This is a genomic window from Burkholderia sp. BCC0405, assembly GCF_902833075.1.
Taxonomy (GTDB): Bacteria; Pseudomonadota; Gammaproteobacteria; order Burkholderiales; family Burkholderiaceae; genus Burkholderia.
Genome location: NZ_CADFEO010000006.1, coordinates 246,435 through 267,995, shown reverse-complemented (window position 1 = coordinate 267,995; position 21,561 = coordinate 246,435). Strand labels below are relative to the sequence as shown.

Below are 21,561 nucleotides of genomic sequence, written 5' to 3'. Positions count from 1 at the left end.
CAGCACCTTGTCGCACAAGCCCCCACGGGTCGCGCGGAATCCTCACAACATGCGCTGTTGTCGGCATATAATTTTTCGCAACAATCGCGCACATAGCGATGCGCTCACCCTGACCGGCCACCCTTCCAACGCGTCCGCCACCATGTCATCCCGCTTGTCCAGTTCGGCGTCGCCTCGTCCCACGCCGGATCTCGCCGACGCCCATATTCTTGTCGTCGACGATCGCCCGAACGACCTGCGGCTCCTGACCGAAATCCTGCGTGCCGCACGGTGCCGGATCAGCGTCGCGTTCGACGGGCTGCAGGCCTATCACCGTGCCCAGGCGATCGCGCCCGACCTGATCCTGATGGATGTCCGCATGCCGCGCATGGACGGCTTCGCCGCGTGCCGGCTGCTGGCGTCGACGCCTTCGACGCAATCGATCCCGGTCATCATCCTGACGGCCGCGGGCGACCTCACGGATCGCATCGCCGGGCTCGAAACGGGCGCGATCGACTACATCATCAAGCCGTTCGAGCCGACCGAAGTGCTGGCCCGGATCCGCAATCACCTGAAACGGGCGCGGCGCAGCCAGCCGTTCGCCCATCTGCCCGAGCTGCCCGACAACCCCGATGCGGCCCTCGTGCGCGCGGCGTCCGAGGTCCTGCTGCGCGACCTGCGCCATCCGCCGGCGCTCGAGGAACTCGCCAGGCAGGTCGGTACGCACGAAAAGCGCCTGTCCCGCGTGTTCCGCGACCATCTCGGCCAGACCGTGTTCGAATATCTGCGCGACACGCGCCTGCGCGCCGCGATGCACTTCCTCGCGGAGACGTCGATGGGGATCGGCGACATCGCCGAGGAAATCGGCTTTTCCACGCCCGGCAACTTCGCGACCGCGTTCCGCGAACGCTTCGGCAGCACGCCGTCCGACTGGCGGCGCCAGCGCCATGCGGTCAATGCTCCTCCCGTCGCACCCGCGGAGCACCATCACGATGGGTAGGCGCCACGCGGCATGGGCAGCCGGATGTCGCGCGACGCTGCTGCTTCTGCTCGCGATGGCCGTCACCTGCGCGACGGCGCGCGCCGCGCCGGCGCCGAACCCCGCGCAACTGGACGCCGTATCGGTGTTCGAGGACGCGAGCACGACGATGTCCGCCGACCAGGTCGCCGCACGGCTCGCCGATCCGGTTCATGGCACGCCGGTGGCCAGCACGGCGTCGTTCAACGTCGAGTTCTCGCGATCGGCATGGTGGATCCGCGCAACACTGACCAACCGCGACGGCGCCGCACGCCCGCTGGTGCTCGCGATTCGCGACGCGCGCGTCGACCGGGCGGACTTCTATATCGGCCGGAACGGCCGGTGGACGCTCGACAGCCGCTTCCCGGCCGCCGGCGCCGGCGGGGATGCCGCCGGGCCGCCCTCGCGCTACCCGGCGCTCGACGTCACGTTGCGCGCCGGCGAAAGCCTCCCCGTCCTGATCCGCGTCACGTCGCGCAAGGAAATGCGGCTCGCGCCGGCCGCGTTCACGCGTGCGGCGTGGGATGCGCTGGAACGGCGCGCGACGATGTGGGACTTCGGCTTCTTCGGCGGGCTGCTCGCGCTCGTGTGGTGCGCGCTGCTGATCGGGTTCTTTTCGCGCAGCGGCGTGTTCCACGTGCTGGCCGCGGTGGCGCTGGGTACGACGCTGTTCGAAGCGGCTTACCGCGGCTATCTGGCGACGGCGTTGCCGCCTGCGCTGCGTGAATGGTCGGCGCGCGGCGAAATCGTCTTCGCGTACCTGGCGATCTCCTGCTTCATCGTGTTCATCCTGATAGTCGCCCGGCGCGAGCAGGCGAAGCTGCCGATGCGCGCGATCTACACGGCCTTCCTCGCGCTCGAAGGCATCGGCATGGTCGGCGCCGCGTGCGGCGACCTGCTGACGTTCACGTGGTTCTGCCTGCGGCTGAACGCGCTGGTCGGGATCGTCAACATCAGCGTCGCGCTGGTGCTCGCGATCCGCCGGACGCCGACCGGCCGCGTGATGCTGATTGCAGTCGCCTTCGCCACCTTCAACATGCTGATCCGCGTGCTCGACGGCATGAACACGCTGCCGCCCGCGCTCGCCTGGCTGAAATCCGACATCTTCCCGAACCCCGTCATCGCGATCGTCGGTCTCGCCACGCACCTGCTGGTGCTGGCCGCATGGATCCACCACGTCGGCCGCCAGCGCACCGAGGCGAGGAAGCGGCTCGAGCACTGGCAGCTCACCGAACAGGATCGCCTGCGCGACGAAGTCGCACGCCGCACACTCGCGCTCAACGACGCGCTGCAACAGGTGACGACCCACATGCAGCAGAAGATCGAGACGCTCGGCTACGTCAGCCACGACCTGCGCGCGCCGCTGTCCACGATCAACGGCTACGCGAAGCTGCTGCTGCAAGGCGCGACGCGCGGCCAGGCGCGGCTGATCCGCTCGATCGACCGCAGCATCCGCTACCAGCTCACGCTGATCGACGAACTGCTCGCGTTCACGAAGGCCGAGCTGCAGCCGCTCGGCGTGTCGCCGGACGCGACCGACCTGCCCGGCCTGCTCGACGATATCGGCCGCTACGCGGTCGCGCTGTGCGCGCAACAGGACAACCGGTTCGTCTACCGGCCGGCCACGCCGCTGCCGAGCACGGTGTCGATCGACGGCATGCGCCTGCAGCAGGTGTTGCTCAACCTGTTGTCCAACGCGTCGAAGTTCACGCGCGACGGCACGGTCACGCTGTCGATTCATGCCGCGCGCGAAGGCGACACCTGGCGCCTGCTGTTCGAAGTGGCCGATACGGGCATCGGGATCGACGTCAGCGGAAACCGCGACATCTTCCGCGCGTACCAGCAGGTGCAGGCCGTGAACGGCGGCACCGGGCTCGGCCTGTTCATCGCGCAGCGCATCGTCGGCGCGATGGGCGGCGAGCTGGCCGTGGCCAGCCAGCCGGGCGTCGGCACGGCATTCTCGTTCGCGGTCGTCGCGCCGGCCGTCGGGCACGCGCTCGTGCCGGTGCCGGAACTCGTCCGGCGGTTTCATCCGGACGGCGACGCCGAACCGGACCTCCCCGCGCCCGCGATGCCGTGCCCGCCCGACGATGCGCTCGACCAACTGATCCTGCTGGCCGACAACGGGCAGCTCACCGATATCGAGGCATGGCTCGGCCGGTATGCGGACGAGCCGGATTACGCGCGCTTCGTGCGAGACGTACACGAACACCTCGATGCACTGGACCTGGACGCGATCGCGAAACTGGCCGGCTCGCTGAAACATGCGCGCGGCGCCGCTGCGGCGTGCGACGCCGAAGCCGACACCGCCGGGCCGGCCTGACCGCGCGGGCCGCCGCAGCGCTCACGCGCCGATCGGGCACCGGCCGGCCGCCGGAGGCGACCGCCCGCGCATCGGCGCACCGCCCGCCGTCACGTCGGGACGCGTTGTGCCGCGCCCCCCGCCGGACAATGCGCGCGCTACAGCCGCCGCATCGTCGAAACCAGTTCGGCGCCCTCGTCGGGCGATGCCGGCCGCGCCCGCACCGGGTCGCATTTCGGTCTCGGCGCGCCGAGCCCCGTGCCGCCCGTGCGCCGCCGCGTTGCGTGCCGTTCGATCACCCGTTGCAGCACGCAGAACACGCACAGCAGCGCGCCGATCACGATCCGCGTCCACCACGAACTCAACGTGCCGTCGAACGTGATCAGCACCTGGATCGTGCCGAGGATGCCGACGCCGAACACCGAGCCGACCACGTAGCCCACGCCGCCCGTGAGCAGCGTGCCGCCGATCACGGTCGCGGCGATCGCGTCGAGCTCCATCCCCTGCGCCTGCAACCCGTAACCCGACAGCACGTACAGCGTGAACACCACGCCGCCGAGCGCCGAACAGAAGCCGCTCAGCGCATAGACGCCGATCTTCGTGCGCGCGACCGGCAACCCCATCAGCAGCGCCGAACGCTCGTTGCCGCCGATCGCGTAGACGTTACGGCCGAAGCGCGTGAAATGCGCGACGTAGATCGCGCCGGCCAGCGTCGCGAGCGCGATCAGCGCGCCGGCGCTCAGCATGCCGCCGCCGACCGGCACGCTGAAGCCCGCGATCGCATGAAACACCGGCTCGTTGATCGTGATCGACTGCGTGGTGATCAGGAAGCACGCGCCGCGCGCGAGAAACATCCCGGCCAGCGTGACGATGAACGGCTGCAGCCGGAAACAATGGATCAACGCGCCCATCGCCGCGCCATACAGCGCGCCGAACGCGAGCACCAGCGGCACGATCGCCCACACGGGCCAGTGCAGCCGCTCGGCGCCGACCGCGCAGAAGATCGTCGTCAGCGCGACGACCGAACCGACCGACAGGTCGATCCCGCCCGACACGATCACGAATGTCATCCCGATCGCGACGATCAACAGGAATGCGTTGTCGACGAGCAGCCCGGTGAGCACCTGCATCGAGAAAAAGCCCGTGTAGGTCACGGACCCGAAGCCGAACAGCGCGACGAACAGCACGATCGTCACGACGATTGGCAGCGTGCGCGGGTCGGCGAGCCGGCCAAGGAATCGGTTCATCGCGGCGTCGCTCCGGAAGTGGCGCGCGAACGCGCGGAAGACAGCAATCGCGACGCATGCCGGACGACCAGCGCGCGCGCCGCGTCCGACTGGATCAGCGTCACGACGATCACGACGACCGCCTTGACGACGAGCGTCGCCTCCGGCGGCACGCCGATCGAATAGGTCGTGTAGGTCAGCGTCTGGATGATCAGCGCGCCGAGCACCGAGCCGGCGAGGCTGAAACGGCCGCCGAGCAGTGACGTGCCGCCGAGCGTCACCGCGAGGATCGCATCGAGCTCGAGCAGCAGCCCCGCGTTGTTGCCGTCGGCGCTGCGCACGTTCGAGCTTGCCAGGATGCCCGCGAGCGCCGACATCACGCCGCAGCACAGATACACGCCGAACACGACCGCGCCCGAGCGCAGCCCGACGAGCCGTGTCGCGACCGGGTTCACGCCGATCGCACGGATGAACAGCCCGAGCGCCGTGCGGTTCACCAGCAGCGCGGTCGCGGCGATCGTCGCGACCGCGATCCACACCGCGCACGGCGCGGCCGCGAGATAGCCGCCGCCGAGCGCGAGGTAGCCGGGCGCGCCGATCGGGATGATCTGGCCGCCCGTCAGCAGTTGCGCGACGCCGCGGCCGGCCACCATCAGGATCAGCGTCGCGATGATCGGCTGCATCCCGACGAACGCCACCAGCAGCCCGTTCCATGCCCCGGCCAGCAGCCCGACGCCGAGCGCCGCGGCCAGCGCCAGGCCGACCCGCGACGGATCCGCGTCGAGCACGATCGCCGCGGCCGCCCCCGCGATCGCGACGATCGCGCCGACCGAGATGTCGATCCCGCGGGTCGCGATCACGAGCGTCATCCCGAGCGACACGATCACGAGCGGCGCCGCGCGGTTCAGGATGTCGACCGGCGCACCGAACAGGTGGCCGTCGAGCAGCGTGATCGACAGGAAGCCCGGGCGATGCGCGACGTCGAGCGCGAACAGCAACACGAGCGTCAACGCCGGCCACACGAGCGAATGACGAAACAGCGTGCGCAGCGGCGTCATGACTGGCCTCCCGCGATCAGCCGGTACACCTGCTCCTCGGACGCATCCGCGCCGGTGAGTTCGGCGACCTTGCGGCGGTCGCGCAACACCGCGATCCGGTGGCTCACGCGCACGACTTCGCTGATCTCCGACGAGATGAACAGGATCGCGAGCCCCTGCGCGCACAGCGCGAGCACGCGCTCCATGATGTCGAATTTGGCGGCGACGTCGATGCCGCGCGTCGGCTCGTCGAGGATCAACAGCTTCGGTTCCGTCGCGAGCCAGCGCGCGAGCAGCACCTTCTGCTGGTTGCCGCCCGACAGCAGGCCGATCGGCTGCTCCGCGTCGCGCGCCTTGATGCCGAGCCGCGCGATGTACGTCTCGGCGAGCTCGCGCTGGCGCGCCCGCCCGATCAACCGCCACCAGCCGCGCCGCGCCTGCAGCGCGAGGACGATGTTCTCGCGGATCGACAGCGCGGCGACGATGCCCTCCTTCTTGCGGTCCTCCGGGCAGTAGGCGATGCCGTGCCGGACCGCGTCGTGCGGCGACGCGAGCCGCGTGCGCGCCCCGTCGATCTCGATCGCGCCGGTGTCGGCGCGTTCCGCGGCGAATGCCAGCTGCGCGGCTTCGGTGCGCCCCGAGCCGAGCAGCCCCGCCAGCCCGACGATCTCGCCGGGCCGCACGTCGAGGTCGAGCGGGTTCATCATCCCGCGCCGGCCGACCTGCTGCATCGACAGGAACGGTTCCGCGCCGCCGGCAGTGTGCTCGACGGCCGCGGCGCCCGCCTGCAGCGTGTCGGGCATCCGCTCGCGGCCGGTCATTTTCGCGACGAGCGCATCGACCGGCAGGTCGCGCGCCAGGTACTCGCCTTCGCGCTCGCCGTTGCGCATCACGGTGATCCGGTCGGACACCGCATAGGTCTGCTCGAGAAAGTGCGTGACGAACAGGATCGCGATGCCCGATGCCTTCAGCCGGCGCAGCACGTCGAACAGCCGCGCGACCTCGCCGTCGTCGAGGCTCGACGTCGGCTCGTCGAGAATCAGCACGCGCGCATCGACCGACACGGCCCGTGCGATCGCGACCATCTGCTGCACGGCGATCGGATACGCGTCGAGCGAGCGCGTGACGTCGAGCGACAGGTCGAGTTCGGCCAGCGCCGCACGCGAGCGCGCATGAATCGCGTTCCAGTCGATCGCGCCGCGCCGCATCGGCTGCCGGCCCGCGAAGATGTTCTCCGCGACCGACAGGTTCGCGCAGAGGTTCACTTCCTGGTAGAGCGTCTGGATGCCGGCCGCCTCGGCTTCGCGCGGCGCGGCAAAGCGCACGGCTCGGCCGCCGACGCGAATCTCGCCCACGTCGTGCGCATGCACGCCGGTGAGCACGTTGATCAGCGTCGACTTGCCCGCGCCGTTCTGGCCCATCAACGCGTGGATCTCGCCCGGAAACAGCCGGAAACTCACGCGCTGCAGCGCGCTGACGCCCGGAAACGACTTGTCGATGCCGATCATCTCGACCACCGGCGGATGCGTCATGAACCCTCCCTCGGAGCGGTTGCCGTCCGGGCGGCCGCCACGCCACCGCCCGTGCCGGATTGGCGGTACGTTGCTCAGTACTTGCGGGTCGGCAGCACCTGGGCCGCGACGTTCATCGGGAACACCGTCTCGTTCGTCACGATGCGCTTGGGCAGCGGCTTGCCGGCGACGACGTCCTTCACCGCGCTCATCAGTTGCGGGCCGAGCAGCGGGCTGCATTCGACGTCGACGTTGATCTTGCCGGCGACCATCGCCTGGAAGCCGCCCTTCGTCGCATCGAACGACACGACGCTCACGTCCTTGCCGGGCTTGATCCCCGCTTCCTCCATCGCCTGGATCGCGCCGAGCGCCATGTCGTCGTTGTGCGCGTAGACGACGTTGATCTGCTTGCCGTAGGTCTTCGCGAACGCTTCCATCACCTGCTTGCCGCCCGCGAGCGTGAAGTCGCCGCTCTGCGACGCGATCACCTTGAATTTAGGATTGCTCTTGATCACTTCGAGCAGGCCGGCCCGCCGGTCGTTGGCCGGCGCCGAGCCGACCGTCCCCTGCAGCTCGACGATATTGATCGGACCCGGGTCGTTCTTGTAGTGCTCTTCCATCCAGTGGCCGGCGCGCCGCCCTTCCTCGAGGAAGTCCGAGCCGATCATCGTCACGTAGAGCGACGGATCCTTCACGTCGACCGCGCGATCGGTCAGGATCACCGGGATATGCGCGGCCTTCGCTTCGGTCAGCACGGGCTCCCAGCCCGATTCGACGACCGGCGAGAACGCGATCACGTCGACCTTCTGCGCAATGAACGAGCGGATCGCACGAATCTGGTTCTCCTGCTTCTGCTGCGCGTCCGAGAATTTCAGGTTGATGCCGGCCTCCTTCGCCGCGCTCTTCACCGACACGGTGTTCGCGGTGCGCCACGCGCTTTCCGCGCCGACCTGCGAGAACCCGAGCGTGATCGGCTTCTGCTGCGCGTGCGCGCCGCCAGCCAGCACCGCCGCCGCGGCAACGATCGCGCCGGCCGCCAGCTTCCTGATGAATGTCATGGTTCGTCTCCGATGATGTCGTTCTCTGCCGCTGCGCTGTTCTGCTTCTGCGTGGCGCAGGCGCGGGTCGGGGCTGCGCCGGCCGGGGCTTCCCCTCGGCCCGGTCCGCACGCCCCGCATCAGTCTAGGAACAAGCCCGATAACCTTCCAATGAAATATTGGATTGAGGCGATATCGGAATCGGCATACGTATAAACACCTAAGTACAGGGAGAAGATGGCTTCGGCGCGCCTGTGGAGTCGGTTTGAACGCGCAAAGGCCGGCGCATTCGGGAAATGCGCCAGCCTCGTGACACGCCGGGCGCTCGCCGACGAACCGGTGACGACAGCCGTGCCGGTGGCCGCTCAAGCATCGCCGAACACGCGCTTGCGGGGCGACCGCGAAACGCCGCCGCGAACGGCACGGCGACCGCCCGGCACCGCCTGATGACGAAACTGTAATCGGCGGCACCGTGTGATGACTGCCGCGGAAAATTGATCTCGGCATATTACCGACAGCCCGCTGACAGCCGGATGTCGCAGGTGCCCGGCTCCGTCCCGCTGCTTCCGCGACGCACGCCACCGTGGCCGCGGAACCCTTCTCAATCAAGCATTTGGGCGCGCCGCTCGAACAACGGCGATACCGCTCGACGATCTGCGTCCCGGCACGACAACCACCCTCGAACCTCGCGCACCCGGCGCCGCTATTTTTCGAAATCGAGCGTTACGCCCCTGTAATTCCCATTCATCGGGGCTTCCACTAGATTGAAGGCGTTCCCCATGCAACGAGGTGCAACGATGAACGCGAAACAATGGGCCCTGATCGGCTCGGGCGTGCTGGCCGCATGCCTTTCCGTACAACCGGCGATGGCCGGCGTTTCGATCGGTTTCGGCATTGCGGCGCCCGCGCCCGTTTATGTCGCGCCGGCACCCGTGTACGTCGCGCCGCCTCCGGTGGTTTACGCACCGCCCGTCGTGGCCGGGCCCGTAATGGTGCCCACGGTCGGCATCACGCTCGGCTGGCACGGCGACCGGTACTGGGACGGCCGCCGCTGGTGGAACCGGCGCGACTGGGCCGCGCGCCACCGCTGGTAAGCCGTCCCGCAACGCGGCCGCGCGGCGGCGACGCCCGGACGGCCGCGCCCGCACCGTTCGCCCGGCCGCGATTCCGACTTCGACCGCATCGCCGCCTGCGCCCGCAGGCGGCGTCGGCCCGTTGCCCGCGGACGGCCGCATGGCCGAGTGCCTGCCCCTTCCGTCGCATCCGTCCTATTGTCAGGAGTCCTCTCATGCCAGCCCGTAGCACGATGCATCGTCCATGCGAGACGCCGGCATGAGCGAAACCCCGTCCGCCGCGCCCGCGCCGCGCCGCCCGCGCCGCTGGATCGTCATCGCCGTGCTGGCCGTGCCGGTCGCGCTGATCGTCTTTCACCTGCTGCGCCAGACGAAGCCGGTTCGCGCGACGCAGGCCCAGGTCGTCAGCGTCGCGACCGCGTCGACGGGCGACATGCCGGTCGTGCTGAACGAGCTCGGCACCGTCACGCCGGTCGCCACCGTGACGGTGCTGCCGCAACTGAGCGGCTACCTCACCGAAGTCGGCTATCACGAAGGCCAGGAGGTCGCCAAAGGCCAGTTCCTCGCGCAGATCGATCCGCGCCAGTATCAGATCAGCAAGCAGCAGGCGCAGGCCCAGCTCGCGAAGGATGAGGCCAGTCTCGCGCAGGCACGCGCCGATCTCGCCCGCTACGCGCAGCTCGCCGAACACAAGTCGATCGCCGAGCAAACCTACCAGGACCAGCAGTTCACCGTGCGGCAGGACGAAGCCGCCACGCAGGCCGACCGCGCGAACATCGCGCAATACGATCTCGATCTCGCCTATTGCCACATCACCGCGCCGGTGGCCGGCCGCGTCGGGCTGCGGCTCGTCGACCCGGGCAACTACGTGACGTCGTCGAGCTCGACGGGCATCGTCGTGATCACGCAGATGAAGCCGATGACCGTGCAGTTCACCGTGCCGCAGAACGCGCTGTCGGCCGTGATCCGCCGCGTCGGCGCGGGTGCGAAGCTGCCGGTGACCGTCTATTCGAGCGACGACGACAAGCAGGTGGCCACCGGCACGCTGTACGCGATCGGCAACCAGATGGCGACCGCCACCGGCACCGTCACGCTGCGCGCGACGTTCGCGAACGACGACGAAGCGCTGTTCCCGAACGAATTCGTCAACGTGCGGCTCGGCGTCGACACGCTGCACGACGCGGTGCTCGTGCCGACCGCCGCGGTGCAGAACGGCGCGCCGGGCGACTACGTGTATCTCGTCAATGCGAACCGGACGGTCTCCGTGCACAAGGTCACCCTCGGGCCGAGCGACGGCCGCACCACCGCGATCGTCGCCGGGCTCGCGGCCGGGCAGCAGGTCGTGACCGACGGCGTCGACCGGCTGAGCGACGGCGCGGCGATCCGCATCGCGTCGAACCGGGCGGGCGGCGCGCCGGCGGCGTCGGGGGCCTCCGCTGCTGCCGCGCCGCATCGCGCCAGCCGCCGGCCTGCCGCCTCCGGCGCCGCCTGACGCCACGCGGCACCCGGCACGATGAACATTTCCCGCCTCTTCATCCTGCGGCCGGTCGCGACGCTGCTGCTGACGATCGCGCTCGTGCTGGCCGGCGCGGTTGCCGTCCGCTTCCTGCCGGTGTCGTCGCTGCCCGACGTCGACTACCCGACGATCCAGGTGCAGACCTTCTACCCCGGCGCGAGCCCCGACGTGATGGCGACGACCGTCACCGCGCCGCTCGAGGTCCAGCTCGGCGAGATTCCCGGGCTGCAGCAGATGATCTCGTACAGTTCGGAAGGCGCGTCGGTCATCACGCTGCAGTTCGACCTTGCGGTCAGCCTCGACGTCGCCGAGCAGAACGTCCAGCAGGCGATCAACGCGGCGAACAGCTACCTGCCGAGCGGCCTGCCCGCGCCGCCGACCTACGCGAAGGTGAATCCGGCCGACCAGCCCGTGCTCACGCTCGCGGTCACGTCGAACTCGATGTCGCTCACGCAGTTGCAGGACACCGCGAACAACCGGCTCGCGACGAAGATCTCCGAAGTACCCGGCGTGGGCCTCGTCACGACGGCGGGCGGCCACGTGCCGGCCGTGCGCGTCGAAGCCGATCCGCACAAGCTCGCCGCGTACGGGCTGAACATCGACGACTTGCGCACGCTGCTCGCGAACGTGAACGTCAGCCAGCCGAAAGGCAATTTCGACGGCCCCGATCTCGACTACACGATCAATTCCAACGACCAGATCACCGATCCGAACGCGTACCTGCGCACGGTGATCGCGTACCAGAACGGCGCGCCGGTGTTTCTCGGCGACGTCGCGCGGGTGTCGCAGGCGCCGCAGGACGTCGAACGCGGCGCGTGGCTGAACCGCACGCCGGCGATCGTGCTGAACGTGCAGCGTCAGCCGGGTGCCAACGTGATCGCGACCGTCGACCGGATCAAGCGGCAGTTGCCCGCGCTCGAGGCGACGCTGCCGGCCGGCATGCACGTGCAGATCGTCGGCGACGGTACCGGCGTGATCCGCGCGTCGGTGTTCGACGCCGCGACCGAACTCGTGCTGGCCGTCGCGCTCGTCGTGATGGTGATCTTCGTGTTCCTGCGCAACCTGCCGGCGACGCTGATTCCGAGCATCGCGGTGCCTGTGTCGCTGATCGGCACCGTCGCCGCGATGGTTGAACTGCACTACTCGATCGACAACCTGTCGCTGATGGCGCTGATCATCGCGACCGGCTTCGTCGTCGACGATTCGATCGTGATGATCGAGAACATCGTGCGTTACATCGAGCAGGGAATGCGGCCGCTCGACGCCGCGCTGAAAGGCGCCGGGCAGATCGGCTTCACGATCCTGTCGCTGACGGTCTCGCTGATCGCGGTGCTGATCCCGCTGCTGTTCATGGGCGGCGTGATCGGGCGGCTCTTCAGCGAATTCGCGGTCACGCTCGCGGTCACGATCCTGATCTCCGCGGTGGTATCGCTGACGGTCGTGCCGATGCTGTGCGCGCGGATCCTGCGCGCGCAGTCGGAGTCGCATCCGGGCCGCTTCGAGCGGTTCAGCGAACGGATCTTCGAGCGCACGCTCGCGGCCTACTCGCGCGCGCTCGCCTGGGTGCTGAAACACCAGACGCCGACGCTCGTCGTGGCGCTCGCCACGTTCGCGCTGACGCTGATCCTCTACGTGGCGATCCCGAAGGGCCTGTTCCCCGTGCAGGACGTCGGCACGATCCAGGGGATCAGCGTGGCCGATACTTCGGTGTCGTATGCGGCGATGGTCGAGCGCCAGTCGCAACTGGCCGACGCGCTGCTCAGGGATCCGGATGTCGCGTCGCTCACGTCGTACGTCGGAATCGACGGCGTCAACGCGACACTCAACAACGGCCGCTTTCTGATCAACCTGCGCGCGCATGGCGACCGCTCCGGCAGCGCCGGGACGATCGCGCGACGGCTCCAGCAGGAAACGGCCGGCGTGCCGGGCGTGCGGCTCTACCTGCAGCCGGTGCAGGACCTGACGCTCGACACGACGCTGTCGCCGAACCAGTACCGCTTCGTGCTGCGCGGGCCGAGCCGGCAAGCGCTGCAGCAGGTGGTGCCAGCCCTCGTCGCGAAGCTGAAGCAGCTGCATTCGATCACCGACGTGCAGAGCGATCTCGATGTCGACGGGCTCGGCGTGCAGGTGGACGTCGACCGGCAGGCCGCCGCGCGCTACGGCATCACGCCCGCGACGATCGACAACGCGCTGTACGATTCGCTCGGCCAGCGCATCGTGTCGACGATCTTCGAGCAATCGAACCAGTACCGCGTGATCCTGGTCGCGAAGCCCGAGACGATGCCGAACGTCGCGTCGCTCGGCAACCTGTACCTGCCGAGCCAGACGAGCAGCAGCGGCCAGGTGCCGCTCAGCCAGATCGCGGCCGTGCGGCTCGTGAAGACGCCGCTCGCGATCCGCCATCTCGCGCAGTTCCCGGCGGTCACGGTGTCGTTCAATCTCGCGAGCGGCGCATCGCTGAGCACGGCGGTGGCCGACGTGCGGCGCGTCGAGCGCGACGCCGCGCTGCCACCGTCGATCCAGTCGGCGTTCCAGGGCGCGGCGGCCGCGTTCGAGGATTCGCTGTCGAGCGAGGTGTATCTGCTGGTCGCCGCGCTGGTCGCGGTCTACATCGTGCTCGGCGTGCTGTACGAGAGCTTCATCCATCCGGTCACGATCCTGTCGACACTGCCGTCCGCCGGGATCGGCGCGCTGCTCGCGCTGATGATCGCCGGTACGGATCTCGACGTGATCGGGATCATCGGCATCGTGCTGCTGATCGGCATCGTCAAGAAGAACGCGATCATGATCGTCGACTTCGCGCTCGAAGCGGAACGCGAACACGGCAAGGCGCCGGCCGACGCGATCTTCGAGGCATCGCTGCTGCGTTTCCGGCCGATCCTGATGACGACCTTCGCCGCGATGCTCGGCGCGCTGCCGATGCTGGTCGGCACCGGCACCGGCTCCGAGCTGCGCCGGCCGCTCGGCCTCGCCATCATCGGCGGGCTCGCGCTGAGCCAGCTCCTCACGCTGTTCACGACGCCAGTGGTCTACCTGCTGTTCGACCGGCTGGCCGCGCGCCTGTGGCGCCGGCGTGAAGCGGCCCCGCCCGGCGCCGCCGCGCCGGACGGCGGGAGCGCATCGTGAACCCGGCCGCGCCGTTCATCGACCGGCCGGTCGCGACCACGCTGCTGGCGATCGCGATCCTGCTGTCCGGCGCGCTCGCGTACTTCCGCATGCCGGTCGCGCCGCTGCCGAACGTCGCGTATCCGGTGATCGTCGTGCAGGCGAACATGGCCGGCGCGAGCCCGGAGGTCATGGCCTCGACGGTGGCCGAGCCGCTCGAACGGCGGCTCGAAACGATCGCGGACGTGCAGGAACTCACGTCGATGAGCTACACGGGTTCGTCGATGATCGTGATCGAATTCGGCCTGGACCGCGACATCAACGGCGCCGCGCGCGACGTGCAGGCCGCGATCCAGGCCGCGCGCGCGGACCTGCCGACCACGCTGCGCTCGAACCCGACCTACCGGCAATACAATCCGGCCGACGCGCCGGTGATGGTGCTCGCGCTGACCTCCGACACGCTGACCTCCGCGCAGCTTTACGACTCGGCCGATTCGGTGATCCAGCAGCAGCTGTCGCAGATCAGGGGCGTCGGGCAGATCACGCTCGGCGGCGGCGCGCTGCCGTCGGTGCGCGTCGAGCTGAATCCGGCCAAGCTGAACAGCTACGGCATCGGCCTCGAGGACGTGCGCGCGACGCTCGGCGCGGCGAACGCGGACAGCCCCAAGGGCCACCTCGACCAGGGCGGCCATCGCTACGAGATCCTGTCGAACGACCAGATCGGCACGGCCGCGCCGTATCGCGACCTCGTCGTCGCGTACCGCAACGGCGCGGCCGTGCAGCTGCACGACGTCGCGCAGGTGCGCGATTCGAACGAGAACGTGCGCAACGCCGGCCTCTACAACGGCAAGCAGGCCGTGCTCGTGATCGTGTTTCCGGAGCCGGGCAGCAACGTCGTGAACACCGTCCGGCAGATCCGCGCGCGCCTGCCCGTGATCGAGGCCGCGTTGCCGGGCTCGGTGCACGTCGGCGTCGCGGTCGACCATTCGCAGTCGATCAACGCGTCGGTGGCCGACACCGAACGCACGCTCGGCATCGCGGTGCTGCTCGTCGTCGGCGTGGTGTTCGTGTTCCTGCTGTCGCCGCGCGCGACGCTGATTCCGGCCGTCGCGCTGCCGCTGTCGATCGTCGGCACGTTCGGGCCGATGTACCTGCTCGGCTACAGCATCGACAACCTGTCGCTGATGGCGCTGACGATCGGCACCGGCTTCGTCGTCGACGATGCGGTCGTGGTGCTCGAGAACGTCACACGCTTTCTCGAGGCCGGCTACGCGCCGAAGGAAGCCGCGCTGCGCGGCAGCGCGGAGGTCGCGTTCACGGTCGTGTCGATGAGCGTATCGCTGATCGCCGTGTTCCTGCCGATCCTGCTGATGCCCGGCATCGTCGGCCTGCTGTTCCATGAATTCGCCGTCACGCTGTCGATTGCAATCATGCTGTCGATGGCGATCTCGCTGACCGTCACGCCGATGATGTGCGCGTACGTGCTGAGTCAGCGCCACGTGCAAGCCGCGCCGTCGCGCATCGGCGGCCGCATTGCCGCCGTGCTCGACCGGTTGCGCGATGCGTATGCGCGTTCGCTCGACGCGGTGCTCGATCGCGCGCCGCTCGTCGGCATCCTGCTGATCGCGCTCGTCGCCGGCAACCTGCTGCTGTTCAGGCTGCTGCCCGCCACCTTCTTCCCCGAGCAGGACAACGGCACGCTGATGGGGCAGATCATCGCGGACCAAAGCATCTCGTTCGGCGCGATGCGGCAGAAGCTCGCGCAACTGCAGGCGATCGTCCAGCAGGACCCGGCCGTCGCGGCCGTGGCCGGCTTCACCGGCGGGCGGGCGCTGAACACGGCGAACGTGTTCGTCGCGCTGAAGCCGCTCGCGCAACGCCACGCCTCGGCCACCGACGTCGTCAACCGGCTGCGGCCGAAGCTCGCGGCCGTGTCGGGTGCGCGCCTGTTCCTGCAGGCGCAGCAGGATCTGCGGATCGGCGGCCGGCAAGCGGCCGCCGAATACCAGTACACGCTGACGAGCGACGATCCGCAGGCGCTCTATGCGTGGACGCCGCGGCTCGTCGACGAACTGAACCGGCGGCGCGGCCAGCTCGTCGACGTGAATTCGGATCTGCAGCAGCACGGGCTGCAGACGATGGTGACGGTCGATCGCGCGACCGCGAAGCGTTACGGCTTCGACCCGAACCAGATCGACAACGTGCTGTACGACGCGTTCGGCCAGCGCACCGTCTCGACGATCTACAACCAGCTGAACCAGTACTTCGTCGTGATGGAAGTCGCGCCGCAGTACTGGCAGTACCCGTCGTCGCTCGGCCGGATCTTCGCGAGCACGGCGGCCGGCAACGCGAACGGCACCGCGCAGACGCAGTATTCGTCTGCGATCGTGCCGGCGGCGGCCACGGCACTCGCCACCGGCGCCACGGTCGGCGTGACGACGACGGGCGCGAGCGGCACGACCAATGCGCAGAACGCCAACGCGGAAGCGAACGCATCGACCAACAGCATCTCGAACAGCAAGGGCGGCAGCTCGACCGGCAGCGCGGACAGCACGTCGGCGGAAACGATGGTGCCGCTCACCGCGCTCGCGCTGTTCGCGAACAGCCACACCGCGACGCAGGTGAACCACCAGGGCGGCCTCGTCGCGGCGACGATCTCGTTCAACCTGCCCCCGAACGGGTCGCTGAGCGACGCGGCCGCCGCGATCGCCGACGCCGGGCAGACGATCGGCATGCCCGCCTCGATACACGGGGCGTTCGCGGGCGCCGCGCAGGCGTTCACGAATTCGATGAACGCGGTGCCGCTCCTGATCGTCGCGGCGCTCACGGTCGTCTACCTCGTGCTCGGCGTGCTGTACGAAAACACGATCCACCCGCTGACGATCCTGTCGACGCTGCCGTCGGCCGGCATCGGTGCGACGCTCGCGCTGCTGGTGTTCGGCGTGCCGTTCTCGGTGATCTCGATGATCGGCTTCATCCTGCTGATCGGCATCGTGAAGAAGAACGGGATCATGATGGTCGACGTCGCGATCGCACTGCAGCGCGACGAAGGCGTCGACGCGCGGCGGGCGATCCACGAGGCGGCCGTGCGGCGCCTGCGGCCGATCATGATGACGACCGCCGCGGCCGTGCTCGGCGCGCTGCCGCTCGCGCTCGCGATCGGCCAGGGCGCGTCGCTGCGCCAGCCGCTCGGCGTGACGGTGATGGGCGGGCTCGTGATCAGCCAGGTGTTCACGCTATACACGACGCCCGTGATCTATCTGTATCTCGACCGGCTGCGCGAGCGACTCGCGCGCGGGTCGTGGCTGTGGCCGCGACAACGGCGGCCCGAATCGAGGCACTGACCGATGAGATCCCCCCGTTCCGTTCCCGAGCACGCGCCGCCCGCGCGGCGGCTGCGCACTTGCGTGCTCGGTGTGGCCGCCGCGCTCGCCCTCGCCGGCTGTGCGGTCGGCCCCGACTATCGCCGCCCGGCCGTCGCGACGCCCGCCACTTATCGCGAACTGCCCGGCTGGACGCAGGCACAGCCCGACGCGGACGGCCCGAAAGGCGACTGGTGGACCGCGTTCCACGATCCGCTGCTGAACGAACTCGAGCCGCTCGTCACGGTGTCGAACCAGACCGTCCGGCAGGATTACTACAACTACCAGCAGGCGCTGGCGCTGGTGCGCGAAGCGCGTTCGGGGCTGTTCCCGACGATTTCCGCGACGAGTTCCGCCACGCGGCAGCGGGCCACCGGCGCGGGCAACCCGTCCGTCGCCAACGCCGGGGCGCTCGAAGGCACCGTGAGCTGGTCGCCCGACCTGTGGGGCCAGGTGCGACGCACCGTCGAGGAGCGCAAGGCAAGCGCGCAGGCGAGCGCCGCGACCTACGCGAACGCCGCGCTGTCCGAGCAGGTGACGCTCGCGACGACGGTGATCGACCTGCGCGTCGCCGATGCGAACATCGACCTGCTCGATGCGACCGTGAAGGCCGACGAAGCGTACCTGCGCGTGATCGCCGACCAGGACAAGGCCGGCACGATTCCGCCGTCCGATCTCGTCAACGCGCAAACGCAGCTCGAAAGCGCGCAATCGAGCCTGATCGCGCTCGGCGTGTCGCGGGCGAAGTACGTGCATGCGATCGCGGTGCTGGTCGGCCGCACCCCGGAGGCGCTCGACGTGCCGCACGACGCCACGTTGCCAGCGTTGCCCGACGTGCCGGTCGGCGTGCCGTCGACGCTGCTGCAGCGGCGGCCCGACATCGCGGTGGCGGAACGGCAGATGGCGTCGGAAAACGCCGCGATCGGCGTTGCGATCGCCGCGTATTACCCGACGATCTCGCTGTCGGCGGCGGCCGGCTTCTCCGCGTCGCCGCTGGCCGGGCTGCTGAACGTCGCGAACTACGTGTGGTCGCTTGGCGCGACCGCATCGCAGACGCTGTTCGACGGCGGCGAGCGCAGCGGCGCAGTGGCTGCCGCGAAGGCCGCATACGACGCCGCGGTCGCGAACTATCGCGGCACCGTACTCGGCGCGCTGCAGAACGTCGAGGACGACCTCGCCAGCGTGCGCGTGCTCGCCGAGCAGGCGGCCGTGCTGGAACGTGCGGTGGCCAGCGCGAAGCGCGGCGCGGACATCGCGTTCAATGAATATCAGGCCGGCACCGTGGACTACACGACGGTCGCCACCGCGCAGACGACGCTGCTCGGGCTTCAGGAGAATGCGCTGACCGTGCAGCAGGAGCGGCTGGTCGCGACGGCGACGCTGTTTGGCGATCTGGGCGGCGGGTGGTCGAATGCGCAGCTCGAGGTGCAGCAGGTGAAGTCGGGGCGCATGCCGGGGTGACGGGGCCCGGTGCGTGGGTGCCGGAGGCTGCGGGCCGAGTCGGCGCCGCCACCCTTGCGGTCACGTTGACGACGGTCGCGGCGAGAATCAGGCCGCATGCGGCGCGCTTGGATAACTTCCTGATCGGAAATACTCGAGAAAAATAACTAACCAGGATCAAGCGGCAGGGCGAAAGTCTCGTGCGATGTCGCACCGAAGTATTCCCTGATGTGCCCAGTGGAAACTTCCCCTCCCTTGCGCTTGATGCCGACGCGACGCGCTTCCTCTGCATACGCCATCCACGGTACGTGGTTTACAGATTTTTGATGAATTCAAGCTCGTCGTCATACGTATATTTCTTGGTGTCCGTCATGACTTAATTCGCTCCCCGCTGAAATACCGAGCCGTGCGCTTTGGTCTTCGTCACGCCAATCCAGTTGCTGCCGTCGAACCCGATCGCATCCATCTCGCTACCGAATGTATGGAGCGTACTCACCGCATGCGAGCCCGAATCGACGGATAGCAACACTGCGCGATTGCCTTTGCATGCGTTGCCGATCACGTTCACGGTGCGATTCCCGCGGGAAACCGCATCGATACCGCAGAGCGTGCCATTGCCTGTCGAGAAACTGGACGTCACCTTGCCCGCGGGATCGACCGTCGCGACGGTCAACACGCCGGCAGGCGATACGCCGACGTCATGCACGCTACCGTCGGACGACACGACCGCCCCCGCCGACGTCACGATACCGGTCAACGGATACACGGACCGGACATATCGCTTTCTGTCGAGATCAATCTGCGACACCGCGTATCCGTCATGACCTGCGCCCGCATTTGCCAGGAACTTGCCTGCCACCAGCAGATGCTGGCCATCCAACCTGGCGGACGCGTCGGTCCAGAAGGCTCCACTCGGAAGCTGCGTCAGCACGGGCTGCCGGAGATCGGCATCGAGGTGTGCGACGAATGTGCCGAACGGCCCGCCACGCTGCAATGTCGCGCTCGTGCCGCCAGCGACATTGATTCCGGCGGGGCCGACATCGAGCATGTAGAACCACTCGTCAAAGCCGGCATGAACCGGCTGCCGCTTTTCGAGTTTGCCTGCTACCGAGAGACGGTTCACCACAACGCTCGTTTGATTGAGGGACTCGCTGCCCTGCGTGTGTTCCTCGGTCACGGCATAGATCGCGTGGCCGTCGCTACCACAGGCAACCGCCGAATTACTGACATAGCCGGAGCCATATGGAATGGCCGTGTGCCACTCCACCCGGCGGCTGCCTGCATCGACCAGGACCACCATCGCGGAACTGCTCGGCCCGGCATCGTCATAGACGTGCCCGCTGATGCAGTAGCGGTTGTTGCCGATCGGATTGATGGCGTCGGCACTGAACCCTTCCGGCGTACCGAGCGGAAGATCCATCGTCTGCGCCGACGCAACCGTCGCGTGGACCAGCATCGCGCCCAATACGGCGCGCATCCAGTACTTGACCTGCACTCCTGCCTTCATCTGCTTTTGCCTCATCTCGTCTCGTCCGGCAGCGCCTGACTGCCCTTCCCGATCTCAAGTCCTCGCCCGTCTGCTTCCGGACGTGCCTCATGCCGCCAGTTGACAGCCAACCGCCCGCGCAATGCCGTCCGGTTTGCGCAGGATTGCGTCGAGCACGATTTGCTGGCTGTACTGCAACGGTTGCTGGCTTTCGAAAAACGCCTGCTGCGGCGGCGAGACGCTGGTGCCGCCTTGCTTCTCCCAAAGCGCCCGAGATGCAGGTGCGAATCCGCAGTCGTCGAATACAACTGCGCCCGGCTCTGGCCTGTCGAGTCATCCATCACGAGAGGGTTATAGCCACTGCCGCCATACTCCTTCGAGCGATACCCCGACAGGACACCGTTGCTGTGCCATTGCGGCCGGACGCTCCCGTTGTAGACGCGGTGGAAAACGATCGGCCGGTCACAGTCCCCACCTACGTACCCGACAAGGACTTCCTCACCGACTCTCGGAGCCGGTTTCTTGTGCCCGAACGGGCTCCGATACGGGACCGTTACGCGTTGCGCGTCCACTTCGACCAGGTAAAAACCGGCGGATCCGTCGTCATGCGCAACGACCTCCCCCGCGTGCATCGATTTCACGTGCGCCAACTGGCTCTGCAAGCTATGCGGAAAGTTCGTTTCCTGGCTGGAAAGCGGCAGATTGTTTTCGATGTGCCTCTGAACCTTGACCGCCACGAATTCGCGTTGGCCGGCCGAGCTCGCAATAGGTCACGACTCGCCGCGGTACGAGCGCGTTCTCCGGCAACGCCGGGATGCTGGTCTTGAACAGGCGGTCTTGCTGGATCAGGCCGCCACGAATCGCCTGAACCACTTCGGTCATATTCATTCGTTACCCATCTTCTTGTTCTTTGCGAGCCCGAAGCGGCCCCGCACTCTCACGGGAACGGCATCCCGTTACATCGCCGCAATTCTAGCGACAACCCGTAGTCGTGAGAATGCACTTAATCTCTAAAACAACAATAAGACATGACAAAAGCTGATTCATAAATCGCGAAGAAATATGCAACTCCCAACGGGCATAAAATTCCATTTTCCATACCGCCTCCTTTCTTTTTTATTTCATTGAATATCGATCGCAATTAAAACGTAACTTTTTGTCTGGACGGGGAAAACCTGCCTCAATTTCCGCGCCCGCCTTCCCGACACGATTTCCATTACGTCATTTGACGCGCGAATTATCGAGCGCGTATCGCTTCACGCCATGGCGCGCGTGTTCGCCACCGGCGCAGCCCCGTGCTGCACGACTTTCGCCGCGCGAACGCCCGCTCCGTCGAGTCCATCGAATCGATTGCGTACACAACCATCACGTTACATCCGACTCAAGCGGAAACCTGCCGTAAACCCATCGTTGTGGAATCCCAACGGATCGGAAATTGTGTCGTGACCTAATGGCGGCTCCTGACGAAG

Annotated in this window: 13 protein-coding genes and 1 pseudogene; 7 read left to right on the top strand and 7 right to left on the bottom strand. The window is 67.9% G+C overall.

Going from position 1 to position 21,561, the window contains the following annotated elements; all coding sequences use genetic code 11:
• The first annotated feature begins 142 nt into the window (after positions 1–142).
• The gene (locus tag HWX36_RS12350; protein WP_175952364.1) at positions 143–979 is read left to right on the top strand and encodes a response regulator; all 837 of its coding nucleotides are present in this window, start codon (positions 143–145) and stop codon (positions 977–979) included.
• On the top strand, positions 972–3,320 hold the full coding sequence (locus tag HWX36_RS12345; RefSeq protein ID WP_175952363.1) for a sensor histidine kinase: 2,349 nt from the start codon (positions 972–974) through the stop codon (positions 3,318–3,320). The genes HWX36_RS12350 and HWX36_RS12345 overlap by 8 nt, the downstream gene beginning before the upstream one ends.
• Before the next feature lie 137 nt (positions 3,321–3,457).
• Here HWX36_RS12345 and yjfF read toward each other — a convergent pair whose 3' ends face one another.
• From yjfF to HWX36_RS12325, 4 genes are all read right to left on the bottom strand, one after another.
• Positions 3,458–4,546, bottom strand: a complete 1,089-nt coding sequence (gene yjfF / locus HWX36_RS12340) for a galactofuranose ABC transporter, permease protein YjfF (protein ID WP_175952362.1) — start codon at positions 4,544–4,546, stop codon at positions 3,458–3,460.
• Positions 4,543–5,583, bottom strand: a complete 1,041-nt coding sequence (locus tag HWX36_RS12335; RefSeq protein ID WP_175952361.1) for an ABC transporter permease — start codon at positions 5,581–5,583, stop codon at positions 4,543–4,545. The genes yjfF and HWX36_RS12335 overlap by 4 nt, the downstream gene beginning before the upstream one ends.
• Entirely contained in the window at positions 5,580–7,094 is a 1,515-nt protein-coding gene (locus tag HWX36_RS12330; protein WP_175952360.1) for a sugar ABC transporter ATP-binding protein, read from the bottom strand. Before HWX36_RS12330 ends, HWX36_RS12335 begins: the two co-directional genes overlap by 4 nt.
• Positions 7,095–7,168: 74 nt before the next feature.
• Entirely contained in the window at positions 7,169–8,131 is a 963-nt protein-coding gene (locus HWX36_RS12325; RefSeq protein ID WP_175952359.1) for an ABC transporter substrate-binding protein, read from the bottom strand.
• A gap of 776 nt (positions 8,132–8,907) precedes the next feature.
• Here HWX36_RS12325 and HWX36_RS12320 point away from each other — a divergent pair.
• The 5 genes from HWX36_RS12320 (at position 8,908) to HWX36_RS12300 (ending at position 18,627) form a co-directional block, all read left to right on the top strand.
• A complete protein-coding gene (locus HWX36_RS12320; protein ID WP_175952358.1) occupies positions 8,908–9,204 on the top strand; it encodes a hypothetical protein in 297 nt (98 codons plus the stop codon).
• A 238-nt stretch (positions 9,205–9,442) separates the two neighbouring features.
• Positions 9,443–10,675, top strand: a complete 1,233-nt coding sequence (locus HWX36_RS12315) for an efflux RND transporter periplasmic adaptor subunit (RefSeq protein ID WP_175952357.1) — start codon at positions 9,443–9,445, stop codon at positions 10,673–10,675.
• A gap of 21 nt (positions 10,676–10,696) precedes the next feature.
• On the top strand, positions 10,697–13,825 hold the full coding sequence (locus tag HWX36_RS12310) for an efflux RND transporter permease subunit (protein WP_175952356.1): 3,129 nt from the start codon (positions 10,697–10,699) through the stop codon (positions 13,823–13,825).
• The gene (locus HWX36_RS12305) at positions 13,822–17,148 is read left to right on the top strand and encodes an efflux RND transporter permease subunit (RefSeq protein WP_175952355.1); all 3,327 of its coding nucleotides are present in this window, start codon (positions 13,822–13,824) and stop codon (positions 17,146–17,148) included. The genes HWX36_RS12310 and HWX36_RS12305 overlap by 4 nt, the downstream gene beginning before the upstream one ends.
• A 3-nt stretch (positions 17,149–17,151) precedes the next feature.
• Positions 17,152–18,627 (top strand): efflux transporter outer membrane subunit, encoded by a 1,476-nt coding sequence (locus HWX36_RS12300; protein WP_175952354.1) that lies wholly within the window; start codon positions 17,152–17,154, stop codon positions 18,625–18,627.
• A 355-nt stretch (positions 18,628–18,982) separates the two neighbouring features.
• Here the strand turns inward: HWX36_RS12300 and HWX36_RS12295 are convergent, their stop codons facing one another.
• From HWX36_RS12295 to HWX36_RS12285, 3 genes and pseudogenes are all read right to left on the bottom strand, one after another.
• Positions 18,983–20,128, bottom strand: a complete 1,146-nt coding sequence (locus tag HWX36_RS12295; RefSeq protein ID WP_175952353.1) for a hypothetical protein — start codon at positions 20,126–20,128, stop codon at positions 18,983–18,985.
• Positions 20,125–20,850, bottom strand: a pseudogene (locus HWX36_RS12290) (type VI secretion system Vgr family protein); the annotation flags it as partial. The pseudogene HWX36_RS12290 and the gene HWX36_RS12295, both read right to left, overlap by 4 nt.
• Positions 20,756–20,980: a hypothetical protein gene (locus tag HWX36_RS12285; protein WP_175952352.1), complete on the bottom strand. Its 225-nt coding sequence runs from the start codon at positions 20,978–20,980 to the stop codon at positions 20,756–20,758. The pseudogene HWX36_RS12290 and the gene HWX36_RS12285, both read right to left, overlap by 95 nt.
• Positions 20,981–21,561 lie beyond the last annotated feature (581 nt).